This window comes from Bacteroidota bacterium, assembly GCA_019637975.1.
Lineage (GTDB): Bacteria > Bacteroidota > Ignavibacteria > UBA10030 > UBA6906 > CAADGV01.
This window is the reverse complement of record JAHBUR010000002.1, coordinates 79,087-96,967: the sequence shown is the minus strand read 5'-3', so window position 1 is coordinate 96,967 and position 17,881 is coordinate 79,087. Positions and strand designations below refer to the sequence as shown.

22 protein-coding genes are annotated in these 17,881 nt (G+C 50.2%); 3 read left to right on the top strand and 19 right to left on the bottom strand.

Annotated features, from left to right (window positions below; all coding sequences use genetic code 11):
* Positions 1–64 precede the first annotated feature (64 nt).
* Genes KF749_01385 through KF749_01355 form a run of 7 tightly spaced genes read right to left on the bottom strand, consistent with a single transcriptional unit; the run spans position 65 to position 5,634 of the window.
* Complete coding sequence (locus KF749_01385) at positions 65–583, bottom strand: hydrogenase maturation protease (protein ID MBX2989800.1); 519 nt, start codon at positions 581–583, stop codon at positions 65–67.
* Positions 584–621: 38 nt separating this feature from the next.
* The gene (locus KF749_01380) at positions 622–1,059 is read right to left on the bottom strand and encodes a hypothetical protein (protein MBX2989799.1); all 438 of its coding nucleotides are present in this window, start codon (positions 1,057–1,059) and stop codon (positions 622–624) included.
* A gap of 56 nt (positions 1,060–1,115) precedes the next feature.
* On the bottom strand, positions 1,116–2,399 hold the full coding sequence (locus tag KF749_01375) for a Ni/Fe hydrogenase subunit alpha (GenBank protein ID MBX2989798.1): 1,284 nt from the start codon (positions 2,397–2,399) through the stop codon (positions 1,116–1,118).
* A complete protein-coding gene (locus KF749_01370) occupies positions 2,389–3,165 on the bottom strand; it encodes an oxidoreductase (GenBank protein ID MBX2989797.1) in 777 nt (258 codons plus the stop codon). Before KF749_01370 ends, KF749_01375 begins: the two co-directional genes overlap by 11 nt.
* 2 nt (positions 3,166–3,167) lie before the next feature.
* Positions 3,168–3,983, bottom strand: a complete 816-nt coding sequence (locus KF749_01365; GenBank protein MBX2989796.1) for an FAD/NAD(P)-binding protein — start codon at positions 3,981–3,983, stop codon at positions 3,168–3,170.
* Positions 3,984–4,024: 41 nt separating this feature from the next.
* Positions 4,025–4,501, bottom strand: a complete 477-nt coding sequence (locus tag KF749_01360; protein MBX2989795.1) for a cyclic nucleotide-binding domain-containing protein — start codon at positions 4,499–4,501, stop codon at positions 4,025–4,027.
* 11 nt (positions 4,502–4,512) lie between these two features.
* The gene (locus KF749_01355) at positions 4,513–5,634 is read right to left on the bottom strand and encodes a 4Fe-4S dicluster domain-containing protein (protein ID MBX2989794.1); all 1,122 of its coding nucleotides are present in this window, start codon (positions 5,632–5,634) and stop codon (positions 4,513–4,515) included.
* A gap of 243 nt (positions 5,635–5,877) precedes the next feature.
* On the opposite strand from KF749_01355, the gene KF749_01350 reads away from it, so the two are divergent.
* From KF749_01350 to KF749_01340, 3 genes are all read left to right on the top strand, one after another.
* Positions 5,878–6,519 (top strand): O-methyltransferase, encoded by a 642-nt coding sequence (locus KF749_01350; protein MBX2989793.1) that lies wholly within the window; start codon positions 5,878–5,880, stop codon positions 6,517–6,519.
* 6 nt (positions 6,520–6,525) lie between these two features.
* The gene (locus KF749_01345; protein ID MBX2989792.1) at positions 6,526–6,771 is read left to right on the top strand and encodes a hypothetical protein; all 246 of its coding nucleotides are present in this window, start codon (positions 6,526–6,528) and stop codon (positions 6,769–6,771) included.
* A gap of 116 nt (positions 6,772–6,887) precedes the next feature.
* Positions 6,888–7,151, top strand: a complete 264-nt coding sequence (locus KF749_01340) for a DUF1508 domain-containing protein (protein MBX2989791.1) — start codon at positions 6,888–6,890, stop codon at positions 7,149–7,151.
* 12 nt (positions 7,152–7,163) lie between these two features.
* Here the strand turns inward: KF749_01340 and nth are convergent, their stop codons facing one another.
* From nth to KF749_01280, 12 genes are all read right to left on the bottom strand, one after another.
* Positions 7,164–7,841 carry an endonuclease III gene (nth, locus tag KF749_01335; GenBank protein MBX2989790.1) on the bottom strand — a complete coding sequence of 226 codons (678 nt, stop codon included), beginning with the start codon at positions 7,839–7,841 and terminating at the stop codon, positions 7,164–7,166.
* A 6-nt stretch (positions 7,842–7,847) separates the two neighbouring features.
* The gene (locus tag KF749_01330; GenBank protein MBX2989789.1) at positions 7,848–8,207 is read right to left on the bottom strand and encodes a (2Fe-2S) ferredoxin domain-containing protein; all 360 of its coding nucleotides are present in this window, start codon (positions 8,205–8,207) and stop codon (positions 7,848–7,850) included.
* 212 nt (positions 8,208–8,419) lie between these two features.
* Complete coding sequence (locus KF749_01325; protein ID MBX2989788.1) at positions 8,420–8,707, bottom strand: (2Fe-2S)-binding protein; 288 nt, start codon at positions 8,705–8,707, stop codon at positions 8,420–8,422.
* 6 nt (positions 8,708–8,713) lie between these two features.
* On the bottom strand, positions 8,714–10,465 hold the full coding sequence (gene polX / locus KF749_01320) for a DNA polymerase/3'-5' exonuclease PolX (GenBank protein MBX2989787.1): 1,752 nt from the start codon (positions 10,463–10,465) through the stop codon (positions 8,714–8,716).
* Between the two features lie 16 nt (positions 10,466–10,481).
* The gene (gene dusB / locus KF749_01315) at positions 10,482–11,471 is read right to left on the bottom strand and encodes a tRNA dihydrouridine synthase DusB (protein MBX2989786.1); all 990 of its coding nucleotides are present in this window, start codon (positions 11,469–11,471) and stop codon (positions 10,482–10,484) included.
* Positions 11,472–11,521: 50 nt separating this feature from the next.
* Positions 11,522–11,788, bottom strand: a complete 267-nt coding sequence (locus KF749_01310) for a DUF2277 domain-containing protein (protein MBX2989785.1) — start codon at positions 11,786–11,788, stop codon at positions 11,522–11,524.
* Between the two features lie 103 nt (positions 11,789–11,891).
* The gene (locus KF749_01305) at positions 11,892–13,175 is read right to left on the bottom strand and encodes a hypothetical protein (GenBank protein MBX2989784.1); all 1,284 of its coding nucleotides are present in this window, start codon (positions 13,173–13,175) and stop codon (positions 11,892–11,894) included.
* Positions 13,176–13,193: 18 nt separating this feature from the next.
* Complete coding sequence (locus KF749_01300; GenBank protein MBX2989783.1) at positions 13,194–13,811, bottom strand: hypothetical protein; 618 nt, start codon at positions 13,809–13,811, stop codon at positions 13,194–13,196.
* Positions 13,812–13,820: 9 nt separating this feature from the next.
* Positions 13,821–14,345, bottom strand: coding sequence for a hypothetical protein (locus KF749_01295; protein ID MBX2989782.1), 525 nt, complete (start codon positions 14,343–14,345; stop codon positions 13,821–13,823).
* 338 nt (positions 14,346–14,683) lie between these two features.
* The gene (locus KF749_01290) at positions 14,684–15,157 is read right to left on the bottom strand and encodes a hypothetical protein (GenBank protein MBX2989781.1); all 474 of its coding nucleotides are present in this window, start codon (positions 15,155–15,157) and stop codon (positions 14,684–14,686) included.
* A gap of 43 nt (positions 15,158–15,200) precedes the next feature.
* Positions 15,201–16,061, bottom strand: a complete 861-nt coding sequence (locus KF749_01285; GenBank protein MBX2989780.1) for a DMT family transporter — start codon at positions 16,059–16,061, stop codon at positions 15,201–15,203.
* Positions 16,062–16,181: 120 nt separating this feature from the next.
* A complete protein-coding gene (locus KF749_01280) occupies positions 16,182–17,879 on the bottom strand; it encodes a VCBS repeat-containing protein (protein ID MBX2989779.1) in 1,698 nt (565 codons plus the stop codon).
* Between the last annotated feature and the right edge of the window lie 2 nt (positions 17,880–17,881).

Here is a 17,881-nt window from a genome sequence, read left to right as displayed (position 1 = left end):
AACCCTCCTTTTTGTCATATTTAGGAGTTGGAAGTGTGGCAGGATCATGGAGGATTTAGAAGCACTACTCTGCGCGCAACAGTCGCTCAATATCACGTTCGACTAAATGAATGAGATCCGGCACCATTCGCACCACCGACTCCGAAAGCCCTACACCAGCCTCGAACGATTCGCCTTCAAGACCGTACAGGATGAGAGATTGCGGGAGCTCATCAAGTTCTCGCGCAAGTTCAATGGCATCGCCTACGCCAAATGTATGACTCGACGAATGAAAGAGATACTTGGGAATCCGATCGCGCCTTGCATCAAGGCGATGCAACATACCCGCCGGCCCACCCGACACCACAGCATCAATGATGAGTACATGCTCCGCCTCCCTCCACGCGGACATAAGCGATGTTCCCTCCCCACTGAGTTCTATCATTCTCATGTCGTTACTCATGCGACGACGCAACGTGCGAAGAACGCAGATGCCCAACCCGTCATCACTTCTGTACTCATTGCCAACACCTATGACCAGCAACGACCGGGCTTTCCGTGTGCTCGTCGTCTTTCTGGCAGAAGGTGTTTTACTCTGTTGCATCACCATCCCCTTATGCCTTGCGGATGTTGTCGTCCGCATCACGCATGAATAACCCGTTGAATCGCTTGTGCCAGATCTTCCGGAGCATCGGTACCTATGCGATAGTGCGTGCCGTTTTTCATGGTCAGGTCAACTGCGTGTGTACCCGGCACGTTGTAGAGCCAACTCTCAGGCATCCAGCGAATACCGAAGCCATGGTGAGTCGGAGTTAAGACTACGAAACATTCTCGCACCTGATTCAAGTCGAAAGCCTTGCGAATCACTCCCGGCCCGAAGGAAATCAGCAAGATGCGATTCTCAATTCTCACTGTCAGTGTCGAGAACAGCATCAAGGACGCGTCAAGTGCAACAAGCGCAATCAGACCTATCCAACTGAATCCAAGATAGATCATCCAGAATGTTGCACAGAAAATCCCCAGCGCAAGCATTCCCACCATAACCATACCGATTTGTGTGTGTTCATAGCGTGTTGCCATATTTCTACCCTCCTTTCAGAAGATAACCCTCATTGGCATTACAGCCGACGCAAGTCTTACTCCTTCTCTAAAGTTACAAAATGTGTTGCGCACGATATACACGGGTCGTAGTTGCGCACTGCCTGCTCTGCCTTCCACGTCAGTTCCTCACGCGGCAAGTCAACGTTCGCCGAAACGAAAAGACGTAAATCGCTTTCTATTGTTGGCTGATTTTGCGCTGTGGGGGGCACAATCTTGGCATCGAGAATCGTCCCGTCATCATTTACCCGATAGCGGTGATAGAGGGTGCCTCGAGGCGCCTCACTTGCTCCGAAACCGATACCGGCTTGCGGCCACACTTCAACCGACGGGTGTTCCGGCTCTTCGTATTGGGTAATGATTCGAAGAGATTCTTCATATGCGTGAATGGTTTCGATAGCGCGAACGATAATACTCTTGAACGGATTCTTTACTACCGGCGCCAACCCGATATCTCTTGCCACTTGCTGTGCGGTTTCCGACAGGGTCTCGAAACTCAGGTTGAAGCGGGCAAGCGGGCCAACGGCGTACGGGCCTTTTCCCTTCTCCACCGAATGGAGGGCGTTTGAATGCGCGATATGCCGTTCTTCAAAGTGAAATTCGTATTCACGAATGGCGATATCCAATCCGCTGCTGCTGACGAACCTGCCGCCTATGAGTGGATATTCATTCGGCTGCTTCAACGATACAAACTCATAGTCAACTTCGAAATCAGGGAACTCAAAGGTATTGACAAGTTTAGCCGTCTCAATTGCACCATCCAGTCCCCATTTCAGGTCATCACGTTTTTGCTCCAGTTCAGATTTTGTCGGAACACGGTAAAATCCGCCCACTTTGACATTAATCGGATGGATCTCCCGTCCTCCGATCAGAGTCATAAGATCGTTGCCGATTTTTTTCATGCGAAGGGCTTTCTTCACAAGGTCCGGCTGGTCTTTTGCGAGAAGCAGGGCATCTTCATAACCTAGGAAATCGGGCGCATGAAGCATGTAGATATGAAGAACGTGACTTTCAATCCATTCGCCGCAGTAGAGGAGCTTTCTCAGTTCACGCAGTTGGCCATCCACTTCTATCTCGAAGGCATCCTCCATTGCCGTTACGGCGCTCATCTGATATGCGACGGGACAAATGCCGCAAATACGAGCCGTGATATCTGGTGCTTCGGAGTAGTCCCGTCCGCGAAGAAACGCCTCGAAGAAGCGGGGTGGCTCAAAGATCTTGAGCTTCACATCAGTCACTTTCCCCAAGCTGATCTTGACAAACACCGCCCCCTCACCTTCGACACGGGCGAGTTGATCTACTTTGATGATTCTATTTTTCATGCGCGTCACTTTCCTTTCTGAACGCCTCTGCGTATGCGTTGAACCCGCGGAACAAGAGCATGATATCATGATTTCCCAGTTCCAAATCTTTCAGTTGCTTGCTCAATGAGGCCGGGTTCGGGCTTTCCATCGGTCCGAAACAGCCGTAGCAACCGCGATGGAACGAGGGGCAGAGCGCCCCGCATCCTGCTTGCGTAACCGGGCCGAGACAGGGCGTGCCCTTCGCCACCATCACACAGATATTTCCCTTGGTCTTGCAATCAATGCACACACTATGCGCAGGTATGTTCGGCTTTCTTTTGTTGAGATACGCATTGACCACTTCAATCAGTTGATACTTGTTGATGGGGCATCCTCGCAGTTCGAAATCGACATGCACATACGAGCCGACAGGCATTGAACGGTCGAGTGTCGAGATATGTTCCGGAGAAGCGTACACAAGTCTCGTAAACTCCTTCACATCTTTCCAATTCCGCAGCGCTTGAATGCCGCCGGCCGTCGCACACGCTCCGATCGTAATCAGAACTTTGCACTCCTTCCGAATATGCCTGATCCGTTCAACGTCATGCGGAGTTGTTATGCTGCCCTCCACCAACCCGATATCGTACGGACCGCGTAGTATGCGACGGCTGGCTTCAGGGAAGTTGGCAATCTCCACAGCTCCTGCAACTAGAAGGAGTTCATCCTCTGCATCAAGAAGAGAGAGTTGGCAGCCATCGCAAGATGCAAATTTGAAGACTGCAAGCTTCGGTTTTTTTGCCGGCATATCTACAACTCCTTTCTATCCAGCAATGATCGAATCCGAGGGAGCGGAAACACGGGGCCATCTTTGCAGATGAATGTCGGTCCGTACTGGCAATGCCCGCAGAACCCGACTGCACACTTCATGTTCCGCTCCATCGAAAGGTAGACTCTATCAAGAGGCAAGCCGCGACGCTCAAGCTCGTCAATCGTATACTTCATCATGATCTCGGGTCCGCAGACATACGCGAGCGTGTTGCGCGTATCAAGCTTTATATACGACAGGAGAGACGTCACGACGCCAATGTGACCCTTCCACGATGAGTCCCCGCGATCAACGGTTACCAGAACTTCCACATTCTTCTCATCTTCCCATCGTTCAAGCTCCACTCGGTAGAGCAAATCCAGCGGGCTTCTGCCTCCATATAGAATGATGATGCGTCCGTATTCTTCACGCTTTTTTAGGAGGGAGTAGATTACGGGCCGCAATGGTGCAAGACCGATGCCCCCGGTGATAATGCAGACGTCGCGTTTTCGTGCAACATCCAGCGGCCAATTTGACCCGTACGGACCACGTATCCCGATGACATCGCCCCTCTTCTTCTGGGAGAGTGCCGTTGTCACGGTCCCCACCCGATGAATGGTATGGTCGAGTGTTCCGGTTCTCAACGGATCGGAGCTGATGGAAATAGCGGCCTCGCCGACCCCGTAGACATACAACATATTGAACTGACCGGGAAGGAACGAAAATGCATCCGGCATTCCGTTCATGTCCAGCGTAAGCGTAAAGGTGTCGTCATTCTCCCAAATAACTTTGCGGATTGTGACCGGGTGGGTTAGCATGGCATCAGCGACGCTCGACGACCTATGTGCCAACTCATCCTTCATGGCGTCACTCCGGTTGAGGTAATGCCATACATGTCGAGCAACTGCAAGCGCGTTGCCTCGAGGCGGCGCTCCATTACTGAAGCAAGACGCTTCAACATTTCATAGCCGAAGTGAGCATCTGTTTCGCATTTGTTGCGTAGACATTCTGCATCGAGAGCAATCGCTCGTGTGTCCATCACGGCCACACCGCTGAAATGCCAGCGATACGGGGAAATCAGCCACGACCACCCAAGCACTTCGCCGGGGCCTACAGTTTGAATGCGGATGCCGCCTCGCCCGCTCACTTCTGCTTCCAGCGCAACACGTCCGCTGCGGATCAGAAAGAACTTGTTCGCCAGTTCACCCTCGTTGATGAGACGGGAGTTTTCTGCAAACCTGACGTTTGTAGCACACCCGATCAATGTCTGCATGTGCTCATCTGACAAGCCGCGAAGGAACGGATGCTGACGGAGAATTATGGTTAGGTCTTCCATGTTCAATCTCCTTACGTATTGATGGTTGAGATACTTGTTTCCCGAATGCGTTGTGCCTCGTGTGTAATGTCAATCCCCACAGGACACCACGTAATGCAGCGTCCGCACCCGACGCAACCCGATGTCCCGAACTGATCGTGCCAGTGCGCGAGTTTGTGCATCATCCACTGACGATACCGTGCACGCGTGGACATGCGGATATTTCCGCCTGCGATTCTTGTGAAATCCGACGTGAAGCAGGAGTCCCATCGTTTCCACCGTTCTGCATGATCGCCGGTGAGGTCTGTTATATCATCGACGGTGGAACAGAAACATGTCGGGCACACCAGTGTACAGTTGGCACACGCAAGACATCGTTTTGCCACGTCATCCCATTCGGGATGTTCATAATTGTCATTCAACAATTGCGGCAATCCTTCGGTTACGAGTGATTTGGCCATGCCTGTCGCTGTTGTCGACAGCAGTTCCAAGGCACGCTCCATTTCACTCTTTTCGGCCTTTCTGTGCTTGACCTCATCAAGAATGCTCTGTCCCAATTCGCTACCAACCTCGACGACAAAATGGTGAGTGCCGTTCTCGCATATCTCGGTCATCGACAAATCGAATGCATGGGTGGCCCTCGGTCCGGTATTCATCGACGCACAGAAGCAATTTCCGCCGGAGCGAGTGCAGTTCACTGCGATGACGCACGAACCTTTCCGTGTTGACACATATCTGGCATCCGTAAACTGACCGCCGTCAAAAACGGCATCATTGATTACCATTGCACTGATTTCACAAGGACGCACTCCTACAAACGCATATTTCGAGGGCGGCGTAACAGAATCAGGGAGAATCTCAAATCCCTTCCCTGCCCGGCTTGCAGAAAAGAGCTTCATGCGCGGGGGATACAGATATTTCTTCCAGGATTGCGGACCCACGACATAGCCGAATAGCGCCTCATCGTTTTCATGTCTCAGGAAGTACGTGCCGGGCTGCTGTTCATCATGATGGCCTTTCGGCAAATCGGAAGCAGAATAGATGACGTCGAGCGCAATTGCCCCGTCACGAGCAACGGGTCCGATGATCGTGTATTCCCGTTTGCGCAATGCCGAAAACAGTTCATCAAGATGTGTGAACTCGATAATGATCATTTATTGATCCTCAAAGAATGACATGTGTTGCTGAGCAGATGCGTATCAATCAATTAACGCGCAGTTTACGTGCCACGGAAGCTTCACAATTCGACGGAACTATCAGGAAAAGACTTCATGCAAATGCAGCGATTTCCTACTTCTGGGAAACCCCGGTGCGCTGCTTCTCAGATTTGAAAATTGAGAGAGTTACTGTATATTTGTTCAACAACATCTCATACAACAATATCCGCTACGTTTCGGATGCAAGAAACTGATCTCAACATCGTTCATCCGCTTATTGAAGAATACCTGAAACACGTCTCTCCTGAACGGGATTCTATTCTCACTGAAATGGAAACATTTGCGAGTAAGACCAACTTTCCAATTGTTGGTCCCCTTGTCGGAAGGCTGTTGACGCTCTTCGCGTCTGCCGCAAACGCCCGACGCATTTTCGAGTTGGGGTCCGGTTTCGGCTACTCGGCGTATTGGTTTGCAAAGGGAACTGCCGACGACGCGAGAGTTATCTGCACTGATACGAAAGAAGAGAATGCCGCACGCGCTAAGGAATGGTTGCGCCGCGCAGGATTGGACAAGAAGGTTGACTTCAGAGTTGGTGATGCACTGGATGTACTCGCATCAGAGGACGGGCCCTTTGATATTATGTTCTGCGATATCGACAAACATGCTTACCCGCGGGCACTCTCTCTCGGTATTCCCAAATTGCGTCGTGGCGGGCTGTTCCTTGCGGACAATGTTCTGTGGAAAGGGCGCATCCTCGCCAACACACCAGACGAAACATCGGCAGCAATTCTCACTTTCAACAGGATGCTCTATTCCGATTCGCGACTTTTCACAACAATCCTTCCCATCCGGGACGGGGTTTCCCTCAGCATGAAACTCTGACGACTCGTGACACTTACCGTTCTCGCATCCGTCTTTCTTCTTCTCATCCTCGTGGTTGCATTCGTTGGTTTTAAGGCCGTCATCAGGCAGGGGAAGCCACCCGAAGAACTCAATATGGAGAGATGTTCAATTTGTCGCGAGAAATACAATACTTCGATGCTCATTGAGCGACAAATCGGCGACTATAAACTCCTCTACTTTTGCCCGTCTTGTATTCACCGCCTTCACAACCAATTGCTGAGCAAGAATTAGGGCTTTCGGCCGCAAGCTGTGGAATCCCTCACAAATCCTTCCGTCACTTGACTTCTTGGATTGACTTTCGTAACATTTTGCGCGCATCTGACCCGCAGGGTTGAGAAGGCGAGATCATGAACCGCTCACTGACACGTACGGAGGTTACGATGATTTATCATCTCTTTCATGACGCCAACACTCAGTGGAAATGGGAGCTTCGCACTAATGCAGGCAAGCTTGTCGCAATTTCGGGGGTCTTGTATAGATCAAAGGAAAACTGCATCACTGCCATTCGTGCAGTTCAAAAATCCGGGTCGGCGCGCATTGAAGGTGTGAGTCATCAACCCTTTGTGGAGGAGAAGGTGCCTTCGCAGACGCAGGATACCGCTGGTCTGTGAGATGTACCTTACTTAGTAGAGTTCTGCTGACGGACAGAGCTGACTTACGGGGCAGGATTCGCAGCGCGGCGCGCGCGCGATGCACGTTTTTCTTCCGTGAAGAATCAGAACGGTTCCAAGATCAATCCACTGCTTCTTCGGGAACAACTCCATCAGGTCTTCTTCAATCTTCTCGGGCGTATCCTGGTGCGTAAAGGCAAGACGGCGCGAAAGCCTGTGCACATGAGTGTCGACGACGACGCCTGATGCAATGCCGAACACCTGCCCAAGCACAACATTCGCGGTCTTGCGGCCCACCCCCGGCAGTGTTACCAATTCCTCCAACGTTTCAGGAACTTCTCCTTTGTATCGTTCCATGATGGCGTTGCTACACCCGATGATATTCTTCGTCTTCATCCGGTAGAAACCTGTCGGGCGAATGTCTTGTTCAAGTTCGGCAGGATTTGCAGCCGCAAATGCTTGTGGAGTCTTGTATTTCTTGAAGAGTCCTGGCGTCACCATATTCACCCGTTCATCTGTGCACTGGGCGGAGAGAATTGTTGCAATCAGAAGCTGGAACGCATTTTCATGATGGAGTGCAGTGAGAGGATGAGGGAACTCCTTCTTCAGCAGTGTAAGGATGTGGTGTGCCCGCTGCCTCTTCTTCTCCGAATCTTCGAGCGCGGGCTTTCGAGTACGTGTCGTTGCCATGTTTACTTATTCTTGAAGCTTCGGGTATTGCAATGATTCGGGTACGTACCGTGCATTAGGAATCAAGAGGCGTTGAATGACCTCGCCATGAATAATCGTGCGGTCGACAATCTCCTCAACATCCTCCTTCTTGACTCCTCCGTACCAGATCCCTTCAGGGTAGATTACCAATGTTACGCCGTATTCGCAGGCATCAAGACAACCGGCGTTGTTGGCACGAACGACCGGAGCGAGGCCCCGTTTCTTGAGTTCATCCTTGATCTTGTCCCGAACTTCAGCCGAACCTTTCTCTAAACAGCAACCTTTCGGATGTCCCGGTTCTCTCTCGTTTATGCAAACAAATATGTGACGTTGATATCGTGGCATCGCTTGATTGTAGGAGCTAGTGAAGATGTTGTTTTGATAAAGACTCTGGCTTCCGCCCCTTCTAGGGAATGCCGATCCCTACGAGAATCAGGAGAACGGGCCAGAAGTGATACAACAGAGATCTGAACGCCACAATGCCAAGACTATCGAGTGGGAAGATGGCGCCGATGGCTATCAGCAGAATTCCGAGGCAATATCGATTTAAATTACATCTACCAGTACGAAGTTGTGACTGCAACATCTCCCCGCACAATTGCCAGACAGGCAGCCCTCTCGTTTTGGCCGAACAATTTCTCCGCGATCAATTTCGCTTCGAGCTTTGTGGGTGGTGCAAGATTGTCGGTACCGGAAACAACCGTCACTTTGCACCATCCGCAAATACCGTCACCACTGCACGATTGTCCTATAGGCACATCAGCCTGATTTGCAGCGGCAAGAATGGTTGCCCCCGCTTTGACCCGCTTTGTTTTGTTGAAAGGCACAAAGACGACGTTCGGCATTTCACGTTAGGAGATGTGTAGCAACGTAAGCATATCTTTAAGTGGTCTTGAATTCAACACATTCTTCTTCTCCAGCCAGCCTTTCCGGGCAATCCCCACCCCATAGAAGACATCCCGCAGTCCTTCGATATTGTGGGCATCCGGATTGATTGCAATCATGACACCTTTCTCTTTTGCGTACTTCACAAGTCGCCAGTCCAGATCAAGTCTTGTCGGGTGGGAATTGATTTCAATTGCCTTACCGTAATCGGCTGCGCAGTTGATGATTTGAACCATGTTCACGGGATAACCCTCCCGTGACAACAACAATCGCCCCGTCGGATGGCCAAGCATGGTTACGTGCTTGTTTTTCAAAGCCTTGACGATTCGTTTCGTCATCTCCTTTTCATTCTTCTTGAAGCTGCTGTGCACCGAGGCGACAACATATTCGAACGAGGCCAGAATGTTCTCCGACCAATCCAAATCACCGTTCGGCAGAATGTCACATTCCGTCCCTTTGATGACTCGAAAGCCCTTGAGTCTCTTGTTGAGTTCATCAATTTCTTTGAACTGCGCTTTCACGTTTTCTTCACTCAAACCTCCGGCGTACGCGGCAACTTTGCTGTGATCTGCAATGCCAAGATACTCCCAACCCAACTCTTTCGCGGCCTTTGCCATCTGTTCAAGAGAATTGACGCCGTCACTATATGTTGTGTGGCAATGGAACGTGCCGCGAATATCCCGTTCCTCGATAAGATCCGGCAACACATCCGCTTCTGCTGCAACGAATTCACCGGTATTTTCCCTGAGTTCGGGAGGAACATAACTGAGTTTCAAAGCTCTGTACAGATCAACTTCTTCCTTGCACCGGACAATCTTCTTTGCCTTCCCACGCTTTTCGTCTGCTCCAATCTCCGAGAATCCGTACTCATTCAGGCTCCAGCCGAATTGTTTCGCGCGTGTGCGCATTTCAACATTATGTTCCTTGCTGCCTGTAAAGTAATTCAGCGCAAACGGAAACTCGCTGTCATCAACTATTCGCAAATCGCAGTTGATTCCTGCCGTTAACACGACACTCGATTTTGTCTCCCCTTTTCCGACCACTCTCTGAACTTCAGGATGAGACACGAATGCATCCATGATTGCCGGACGCTGTGAATCCTTCGCACTGACCACGAGGTCGACATCACCTATCACCTCCTTCTTCCGGCGCAGGCTTCCGGCTATTTCAGCTCGAACAACTCCCTTGTGCTTCTTGAGATGATGAAGAATAGCATTCGCCGGAATGAATGCCGCAGGATACAAATGCTTGTCACTTCGAACACGCAGAGCTTCGATTCCTTTGAGAATATTCTGCTCTGTCTTCTCACCAAAACCGGCAAGGTTGGCAAGTTTGTTGGCTCTTGCCGCGTCCTGCAACTCGTCGAGTGACGTGATCTTCATTTGCTCAAACAACACCTTCACCCTTTTCGGGCCAAGACCTGAAATCCTCAGCATTTCAGGCACACCTGGTGGAAAAGCCTTCTTCAGATCATCGTAATCGTTCGACCGACCCTTCGTCACGAGATCGGCAATGATCTTCGCTATACTCTCTCCAATCCCCGGAATCTCCCGAATTCCTCCCGAGTCAACCAGATCACCCATGTCATCGGAAACGCCTTCGAGTGCGCGGGATGCGTTATGAAATGCGCGGGATTTAAACGGGTTTGCTCCCTGCAATTCCAGCAACGTTCCCATTTCATCAAGGATTGAGACGATAGTTTTTGTATCGAGTGGCATTGATTTTAAGACTCACCTAAACGGCAATCGCTTCGGACGATGGAGAATAGAGTTCCAAGAAGTTTGTGAGATGCTCAAGTATCGGCTCCGCTTCGGTATACTGCATGAGTTCCATCCGGACTTTTGAGATATGCGGCATGCCGCGCAAGAAGCCCGAGTAGTGTTTTCGAAGTTCGATGACGCCAGCCCGCTCGCCTTTGAATTCAACCGAGAGTTTCAGATGTTCGCGCAAAAGACCCACACGTTCTTCAATTGTTGGTTCCGGCAAGAGCTCGCCCGTTGCCATGAACTGCTTCGCTTGACGAAAAATCCATGGATTGAGAACCGCTCCCCGTCCGATCATGACGGCATCACAACCTGTTGTATCAAAGACAGTCTTGACGTTCTGGGGGGAGACAATATCTCCATTCACGATAATGGGAATAGACACAGCTTCTTTGATCTTCGGAATCCAACTATAATCAACCTCGCCTTTGTGACCCTGATCGCGTGTGCGGCAATGGACAGCAAGCGCCCGGATACCGACGGCTTCACACATTCTCGCTACATCAACAATACGGATACTGCTCTTGTCCCAGCCGAGACGCGTCTTCAGCGTTACCGGCGTCTTCACCGCGTTAACGACTGTCGAGGCAATCTTTTCCATTTTCGGAAGATCGCGCAACAGGCCCGCCCCTGCCCCACGCATCGCTACATCTTTCACCCAGCAGCCGCAGTTGATATCAATAATGTCGGGTGAGAAACTCTCGGCAAGTTGAGCTGCGCCGTACATCGAGGCGGGTTCACCGCCATAGATTTGAATTGCGAACGGACGTTCTTCTTCCCAGAAGAGCATCTTTTTCTTGGTCTTCTCCGTGTTACGAACAAGACCTTCGGAATTCACAAACTCAGTATAGACGATATCCGCCCCCAGCCGCTTACAGATGACCCTAAACGGCAAATCCGTCACATCCTCCATCGGCGCAAGAAGGATGCCCTTGTCGATTTCGATATTTCCGATTTTCATGAGAACAAGATAGGAAAAACGGAAATGAGTTCATACAGATGAGAACAGCCTCATCCGAATCGAATTGCGGCACGTTTACGAGCTTTTTCCGCCTCTACTTCCCTGTTCCGCGGAGGTGATTGTGTTTCGAGTGAATCAATTAGCTTGCGTGCTACTGCGGCAACTTCCGCTACGGCCTGTTCAAAGGCCGGACGGTTTGCAGCGGATGGTTTGTTGAAGCCGCTCAGCTTGCGAACAAACTGCAGCGAAGCAGCTTCGACTTCCTCATTGGTGGCTGGCGGGTCAAAATTGAAGAGTGTTTTGATATTGCGGCACATAAGAGTCCCGGATTTGTAGAATGAGTCTGGCACAACGAATTGCTGCACACAGAATATTGAACCGCCGGAACAGTTGCAACTCTCGCTTTCGATTCTTCGCGAATCACCTTATCTCGGGCACTCGAAAGCTCTCCCACCAATTTGTGATGGCGTACGTCTTGACATAGAAGCCCGGATAGTACGGGGGACGAAACGCGGGATTTGAAAGCCGATCGTCATACCGGTAACGTTTTGAGAATCCGCTGCTGATAGTGGATCCGGAGAAAGTGCCGACCGGTCCTCTTGTATCCTGCACAATCGACCCGTAGAAGCGCAATTCGCCGCTTACCGGACGCGTATTGTACTTTTCAGCCATGAACGAGCCGTCGCGGGAGAAAACACAGCCGTCAATCTCACAATGCGTATTGTTTGCAGGGTTGTTTGCCACAATGACATTCTTCTCTGCAACAAGACCCAGCAAGTCGTCGCTATTCGGCATTGTCCTAGGGTTTTGCTCGTATCGCACATTGTCGTCGACATACAGATCTTTGAGGGAAGCGATCGTTACCTGACCGTCAAGGGTCCCCTTGACCCGCACCGTGTCCGTAGAAAGGATAACCCCGTTAAACGCCGGATTGCTTAATGCAATAGTGTCGGGAGATGGATCTGACGGTGTGCGTCTGATGACTGCAATGCCGTCATTGTTCGCGGAGGTACCCGGAACCAAATCGACGAAAATTCTCTCTGTATATTTCACCCCGCCCGATGTCGAGGCCTCTATCACTGCCGAGAGGTCGTCCGGAAAGTCAATCGGGGCGATGCCGGTTTCATATCCCTTTTTAAAGACGGCCTTGTTTGTTCCTGTGCCCGGTTTCGGATCGAATTTTTTTGAGGTTGTTACTTTCTCAAAGAACGTGGGCCTCCCATTGACATGGAGGTTACCATTGGAGTGAATTCGCCCCCATACTGTATCGCCGGTTATCCAAAAGACATTTCCCTCAAACTGCGTCATCCAGGCAAACATGGAGAAACTGTTGTACCGTGTCTTATCAAAGAACACTTCGATAGTATCCCGTAGCGTTTCGGCATTCGGAGGAGGAATAACGTAGGTGGAAACACTTCTCAAGCGCACCTTGTTGCCTCCCAAATCGGTATTGGTAACAGTGAAACTGCCTCCCATCGTACTCGAGAGGTTCTGTGTGAATGTACCGAACCACGTTGTATCCGCATAGAACTTTGCCAGGCCGACGTTGGCTCCGGCCAGAGCGATGTTGTGCGAAGCTGTTGCTTCATAATATGTCGACATGTTGCCGACTGCATTTGTGGCCGATCGGTTCAGATTCAGAGCAATATACCCGAGAATCGAACCATAGCCCATCACAACAATAAGAGATGCTCTACCTACCATTTCTCCTCCTTGCTTTCGTCAACGTCGTGAATTTTGAGATGCGAGACGTGTTTGTTGCCACAGTGCGCTTGAAAAGCGTGCTGTTCTTTCACCCGGGTTGATTTCCGCTTCCCTTCTGCTGATTGCGTAGGGATTCTGGACTTCCACCGTCACCTCAACAACGTATATCTCCGACCTCCTGTCGTCCGGAACAGGCGCCGGTAATTCTTCACCCGAACGCGCTGAGTATCTCAAATCAAAGATGGTTACGACACCCACTTTCAAGGGAGCGTCCGTGTTGATTTTTCGGTACAAATAGCGGTCGAGTTCATTCTGGGTACTCAGCAACTCGGTCGTCGGCCCGATGTAGTATGACACGGTATCTATGAAACCCCCGTCTCGCCCCAGATCACACAAGAACGATATGTAAGAGGTATCAGCGTGCAATACCGTTGTCATTTCATCCGGTACGCCGAACCCCATATTACGAAATTCGCCTTCGATCAGGCGGACTGTCGATACGAGCAACTCCTGCACAAGAACGTCACCACTGTGCACACTTTGAGCTTCTACAGCAATGTCGTTTGCATTTAATACAATCAGCAACATAGTTGCCCCTAACAGCGTCGACGTAATAAGGTCAAGGATTGCTCCCACTCGTACCTCTCAATCGAAATGAAAATAGCCAAGCACAACGGACATTCGCAATGTGTCGACCTTCCCTGAGACCGCAGGAAACGTACGCCACGTTTTGACATCCATCCGTTTCGTAAATGTTCTGTTCGTTGTAATATTGTTCACGTTAGCAGGGTCAACGTAATGAACTTTGAACGTAGTTCTGAATCTGCGATTCGTACCCGATGCTTCTCTCTCTATCGAGAAGTTGTTGAAATCATCAAAGTCGTTGAACGTGTCAATGGTTGTTTCAAGGTAGTTATCCGGCCCAAGATAGGCCGAGGGCGTCAGCAAGTTGGTGTTCCCGATTGCAGCGTCAGATGTGTCGGTAATGTCATCGAAAGCAAGGCCTTGCGCAATTTCCGTGTACGATACGGACAAAGTTGTTGCGAGAATGCCGTCCTGGCCACTCTCTACAATATCGCTTGATTTTGCCAATACAGAATAGAAGTTGAGCAGAATCGTTGTGAGAAGCATGAATGCCCCTAACGTCAGAATTGTCTGTCCCGTACTCATGCCTGATGCACTTTGTGGTTTTTTCCTTACCTGTGCTACAAGCAAATAGAGTGCCGCAGAGTCGGCAGACCGCCTTCACACTGCCTCCATAACTCGTTACAATACAATACAATGCAAGTCGTTTCATCGTCGTGTCCGTTTCCAATTATTGCTCATGATTCACACGTTCGCTACTCCATCAGTATTGATTGGGTACGATGTAGGTTCAGAGGTCGCCATGAACAAAAAAAAAACCGCCTCTGAGGAGTCATCCATCAGAGGCAGTCAACACTCTCTCCTTTTTTCAAGTTGCTTGAACAAATCTTCAATCAACCTTCTTCTTGCATCATAGCACCACCTCAATCACAGTGAATTCTGCGATACGGAAAATCAACTCCCCTTCGTTTGCCATCCCTGACACCCTCAATACGGGCGATCAACGAGTCGGACGAAATTCTGTTATAGATGATGCGTTGAGGAAAATCGTGCCGGAGATTCTCGAACACTGCTTTTCGTTCATCGAGTTCGATCAGTGAGAAGCTCGCCCCCTCCTGCCCAGATGGGCGGGCGATGTACTCAATTGTTCCGGCATCATTCTCCACAAGCCGGATGAACTCATACTCATAGGTCTTTCCATCTTTTACTGAATGGCTCGTCCCCATCATCATTTTGCCGGACGGCTTCATCCAGTGTTCGGTAACAACTCGCCCCCTGATATTCATCTCCCAAGTGCCCGAAAGCCAATCCAACGATCCTACTGTGTGTTTGCTTTCTTGCGAGATGGCAGGACACACTCCAAAAGAAAGAATGAATAAGGGCAAAAATAGCTTCATACGTTGTTCTCCTTATTGATATTTAGATGATACGAGGCCCCAGTTACTTGCGTTGCGCCCACCACACGGCTGTCATCACCAGCAAGCCGCCACATGCTGTAGAGAATGTGAAGGACTCGTTCAATAACGGAATTGCCAGCATGGTTGTTGCGATCGGCTCAAGATAAAGGAATATACCTGCCCTCGTTGCCCCTATTCTCGCTATACCGATTTGCCAGAACCATTGGGCCAATGTTCCTAACACGCCCAGAAACAGGAGAGCAACAAGAACATCTGCAGGAAGTACCATGATTGTTGAAATGTCTTTTACAGCGAGGATGTAGAAAAGACACACAACGGTAACGGGAACGAACACACACAGCGTGACTGTAAGCGGATTGCGTATGCGGGAAATGTCTCGCGTCGAGATCGTGTACAACGCCCAGGTGTGGGCCGAAGCCAGTATCAGCCAGTCTCCAATGCTTGTCAACCAGCCGAGACTTGTGAAGTCGCCTCTGGAAATGAGAATGATGATGCCGAGTGTTGCAACGGCAATTCCCGCAATCTCTTTCTGCCCGATTCGTTCTTTGAGAATGAGGAAAGAAAGCCCGGCAAGCGCAAGAGGGGTGGCAGCGATTATCCAGCCCGTGTTTGTTGCAGATGTATAGTTCAGAGCAACAGCCTGGATAAGGAAATGAACACCGATGACAACAGCCCCGACAGCCAACGGGCGGTACTCACGTCTCGAAAATTCTATTCGAAGGCGTTTCAACCGGATGACAAAAAAGAGAACCGGCAACCCTATGCCGAAACGTAGCCCGACAAGTTCATACGGATCGAGATATGCCAGACACATTTTCGTGGCAACAAAAGTCCAGCCCCAGATTAAGACGCAGAAAAGAAGAAGAAGGCGTATCGAGATCAAGATAGCTGCAGGTATTTTGGGATTGCTCTCAAGATAGAAGAGTTATACTCATAGGCAAGCGGCTTGCTACAAAAAAACCCGTCGTGATGACGGGTTTTTAGAAAAAGGGGTAACACCTTCCTATCTGAGGAAAACCATCCGGCTTGTTGCAGTTTTCTCCCCTCCTTCCAATCGGACATAATATACGCCACTTGAAATGCCTTCCTCCGGTACCCACTCAATCGTGTGTAACCCCCGAGGTTTTTCCTCATTCACAAGAATAGCAATCTGCCTGCCAAGCATGTCATATACCTTCAACGCAACCAGTCCGTTGCTTTCCAGTTCATACTTGATTCGTGTTGAAGGATTGAACGGATTGGGATAGTTCCGGTACAATCTGAATTGAGGGGGAATGTGATTTTGCTCGCTGACCGAAACTGTGATGGTATTCTTGAAGATGTAATTGCCGATAGTATTGTCCCAATTGCTGACTGCAAAATCCAAATCGTGCGACACAACGACCCTCACGTCGATGTGTGTGCCAAGTCCGGCCGGCAGCGAAAAACTAATCCAGCCGTTCTCAAGATCGTAGCAAAACGGCGCAACCGAATCGGGATCGCCGTTCCACGTCAGCCGAAGGATCCGTTGAATGGGCGCTCTCGGTATATAGTACAATTTCGTTTGACCGTTACTGATGAATTGGAGATTCAGCGTATCCAATCCGTCATTATCATAGTCGCCGAAGACGATAGCTTCCACAACACTATTTGTGGCGGAAGTCCATTGAGGCGTTGTTGAGAAGCTTCCGTTTTGACTCATGTAGATGCGAACCGGATTCCACCAGCCACCAGTTATCAAATCACGATCGCCATCAAAATCGATATCGGCAAGATTTATCCCTGAACCATATCCCGAAAAGGACGAAGTCCAGAACGGAATCGAATCTAACCTTCCCCCTTGATTGCGGTACAGCTTGAACCTGCCGGTTCCTCCAAGCTGGTTGTTATCCGACACTGCCAAATCGAGCAGGCCGTTACCATCGAGATCGGCAACGAACAGTGAATTCGCATTCAATGCTCCGTCGGCGGAATTCCAAATCGGTACTGTGCCAATCGAATCGCCGTAGTTCATGAAAACCCTATTCGGGCCTTTTTCGTTCGCAAAAACCAGGTCGAGGTCTCCGTCGTTGTCAATATCCGCCCAAGAAACGTCGTAGCTATACCCTGCATCGCGAGCCTTCCATCCCGGAACTGAATCCAGTACCCCTGATCTGTTGTAGTAGATGCGGTTTTGTTCGGCTCTGTTGTTGTACGATTCACCTCCGGCAATAGCAAGATCGAGGTCGCCATCGCCGTCCGCATCCCCGAAAGCACAACTGAACGTGTACACTGCATCTGAAGAAATCCACGTAGGGTTGGAGGAAAGTGTGCCGTTATTGTTCATGTAGAGCTTCACTTTCCCCTTTTGACTGAAGCCGGCTGCCCCAATGTACACCGACACTGCAACATCGGGATATCCGTCGCCGTTCACATCGCCGACGGAAAGATGTCCATGATAGTCAATATCAGACGACTGCCAGGAAGGTGTGGTGGGCAGCGTGCCGTTCCCGTTGTTCAAATAAATCACCACCCGCTGCCGCGCCATGTCGTTACCGTTTGCCACAACGAGATCAAGCCACCCGTCCTGGTTTATATCTGCCCATGCACAACCTGTTGAGTAGTTTGCAACATCCGTTGAAGTCCACGTCGGTGATGTACTAAACGGAACTTGGGCATCGGCAGAACGAAACAATCCGCAAGCCGACAGAACTGCAGCCAGACATATTGATTTCGTTGTCATTT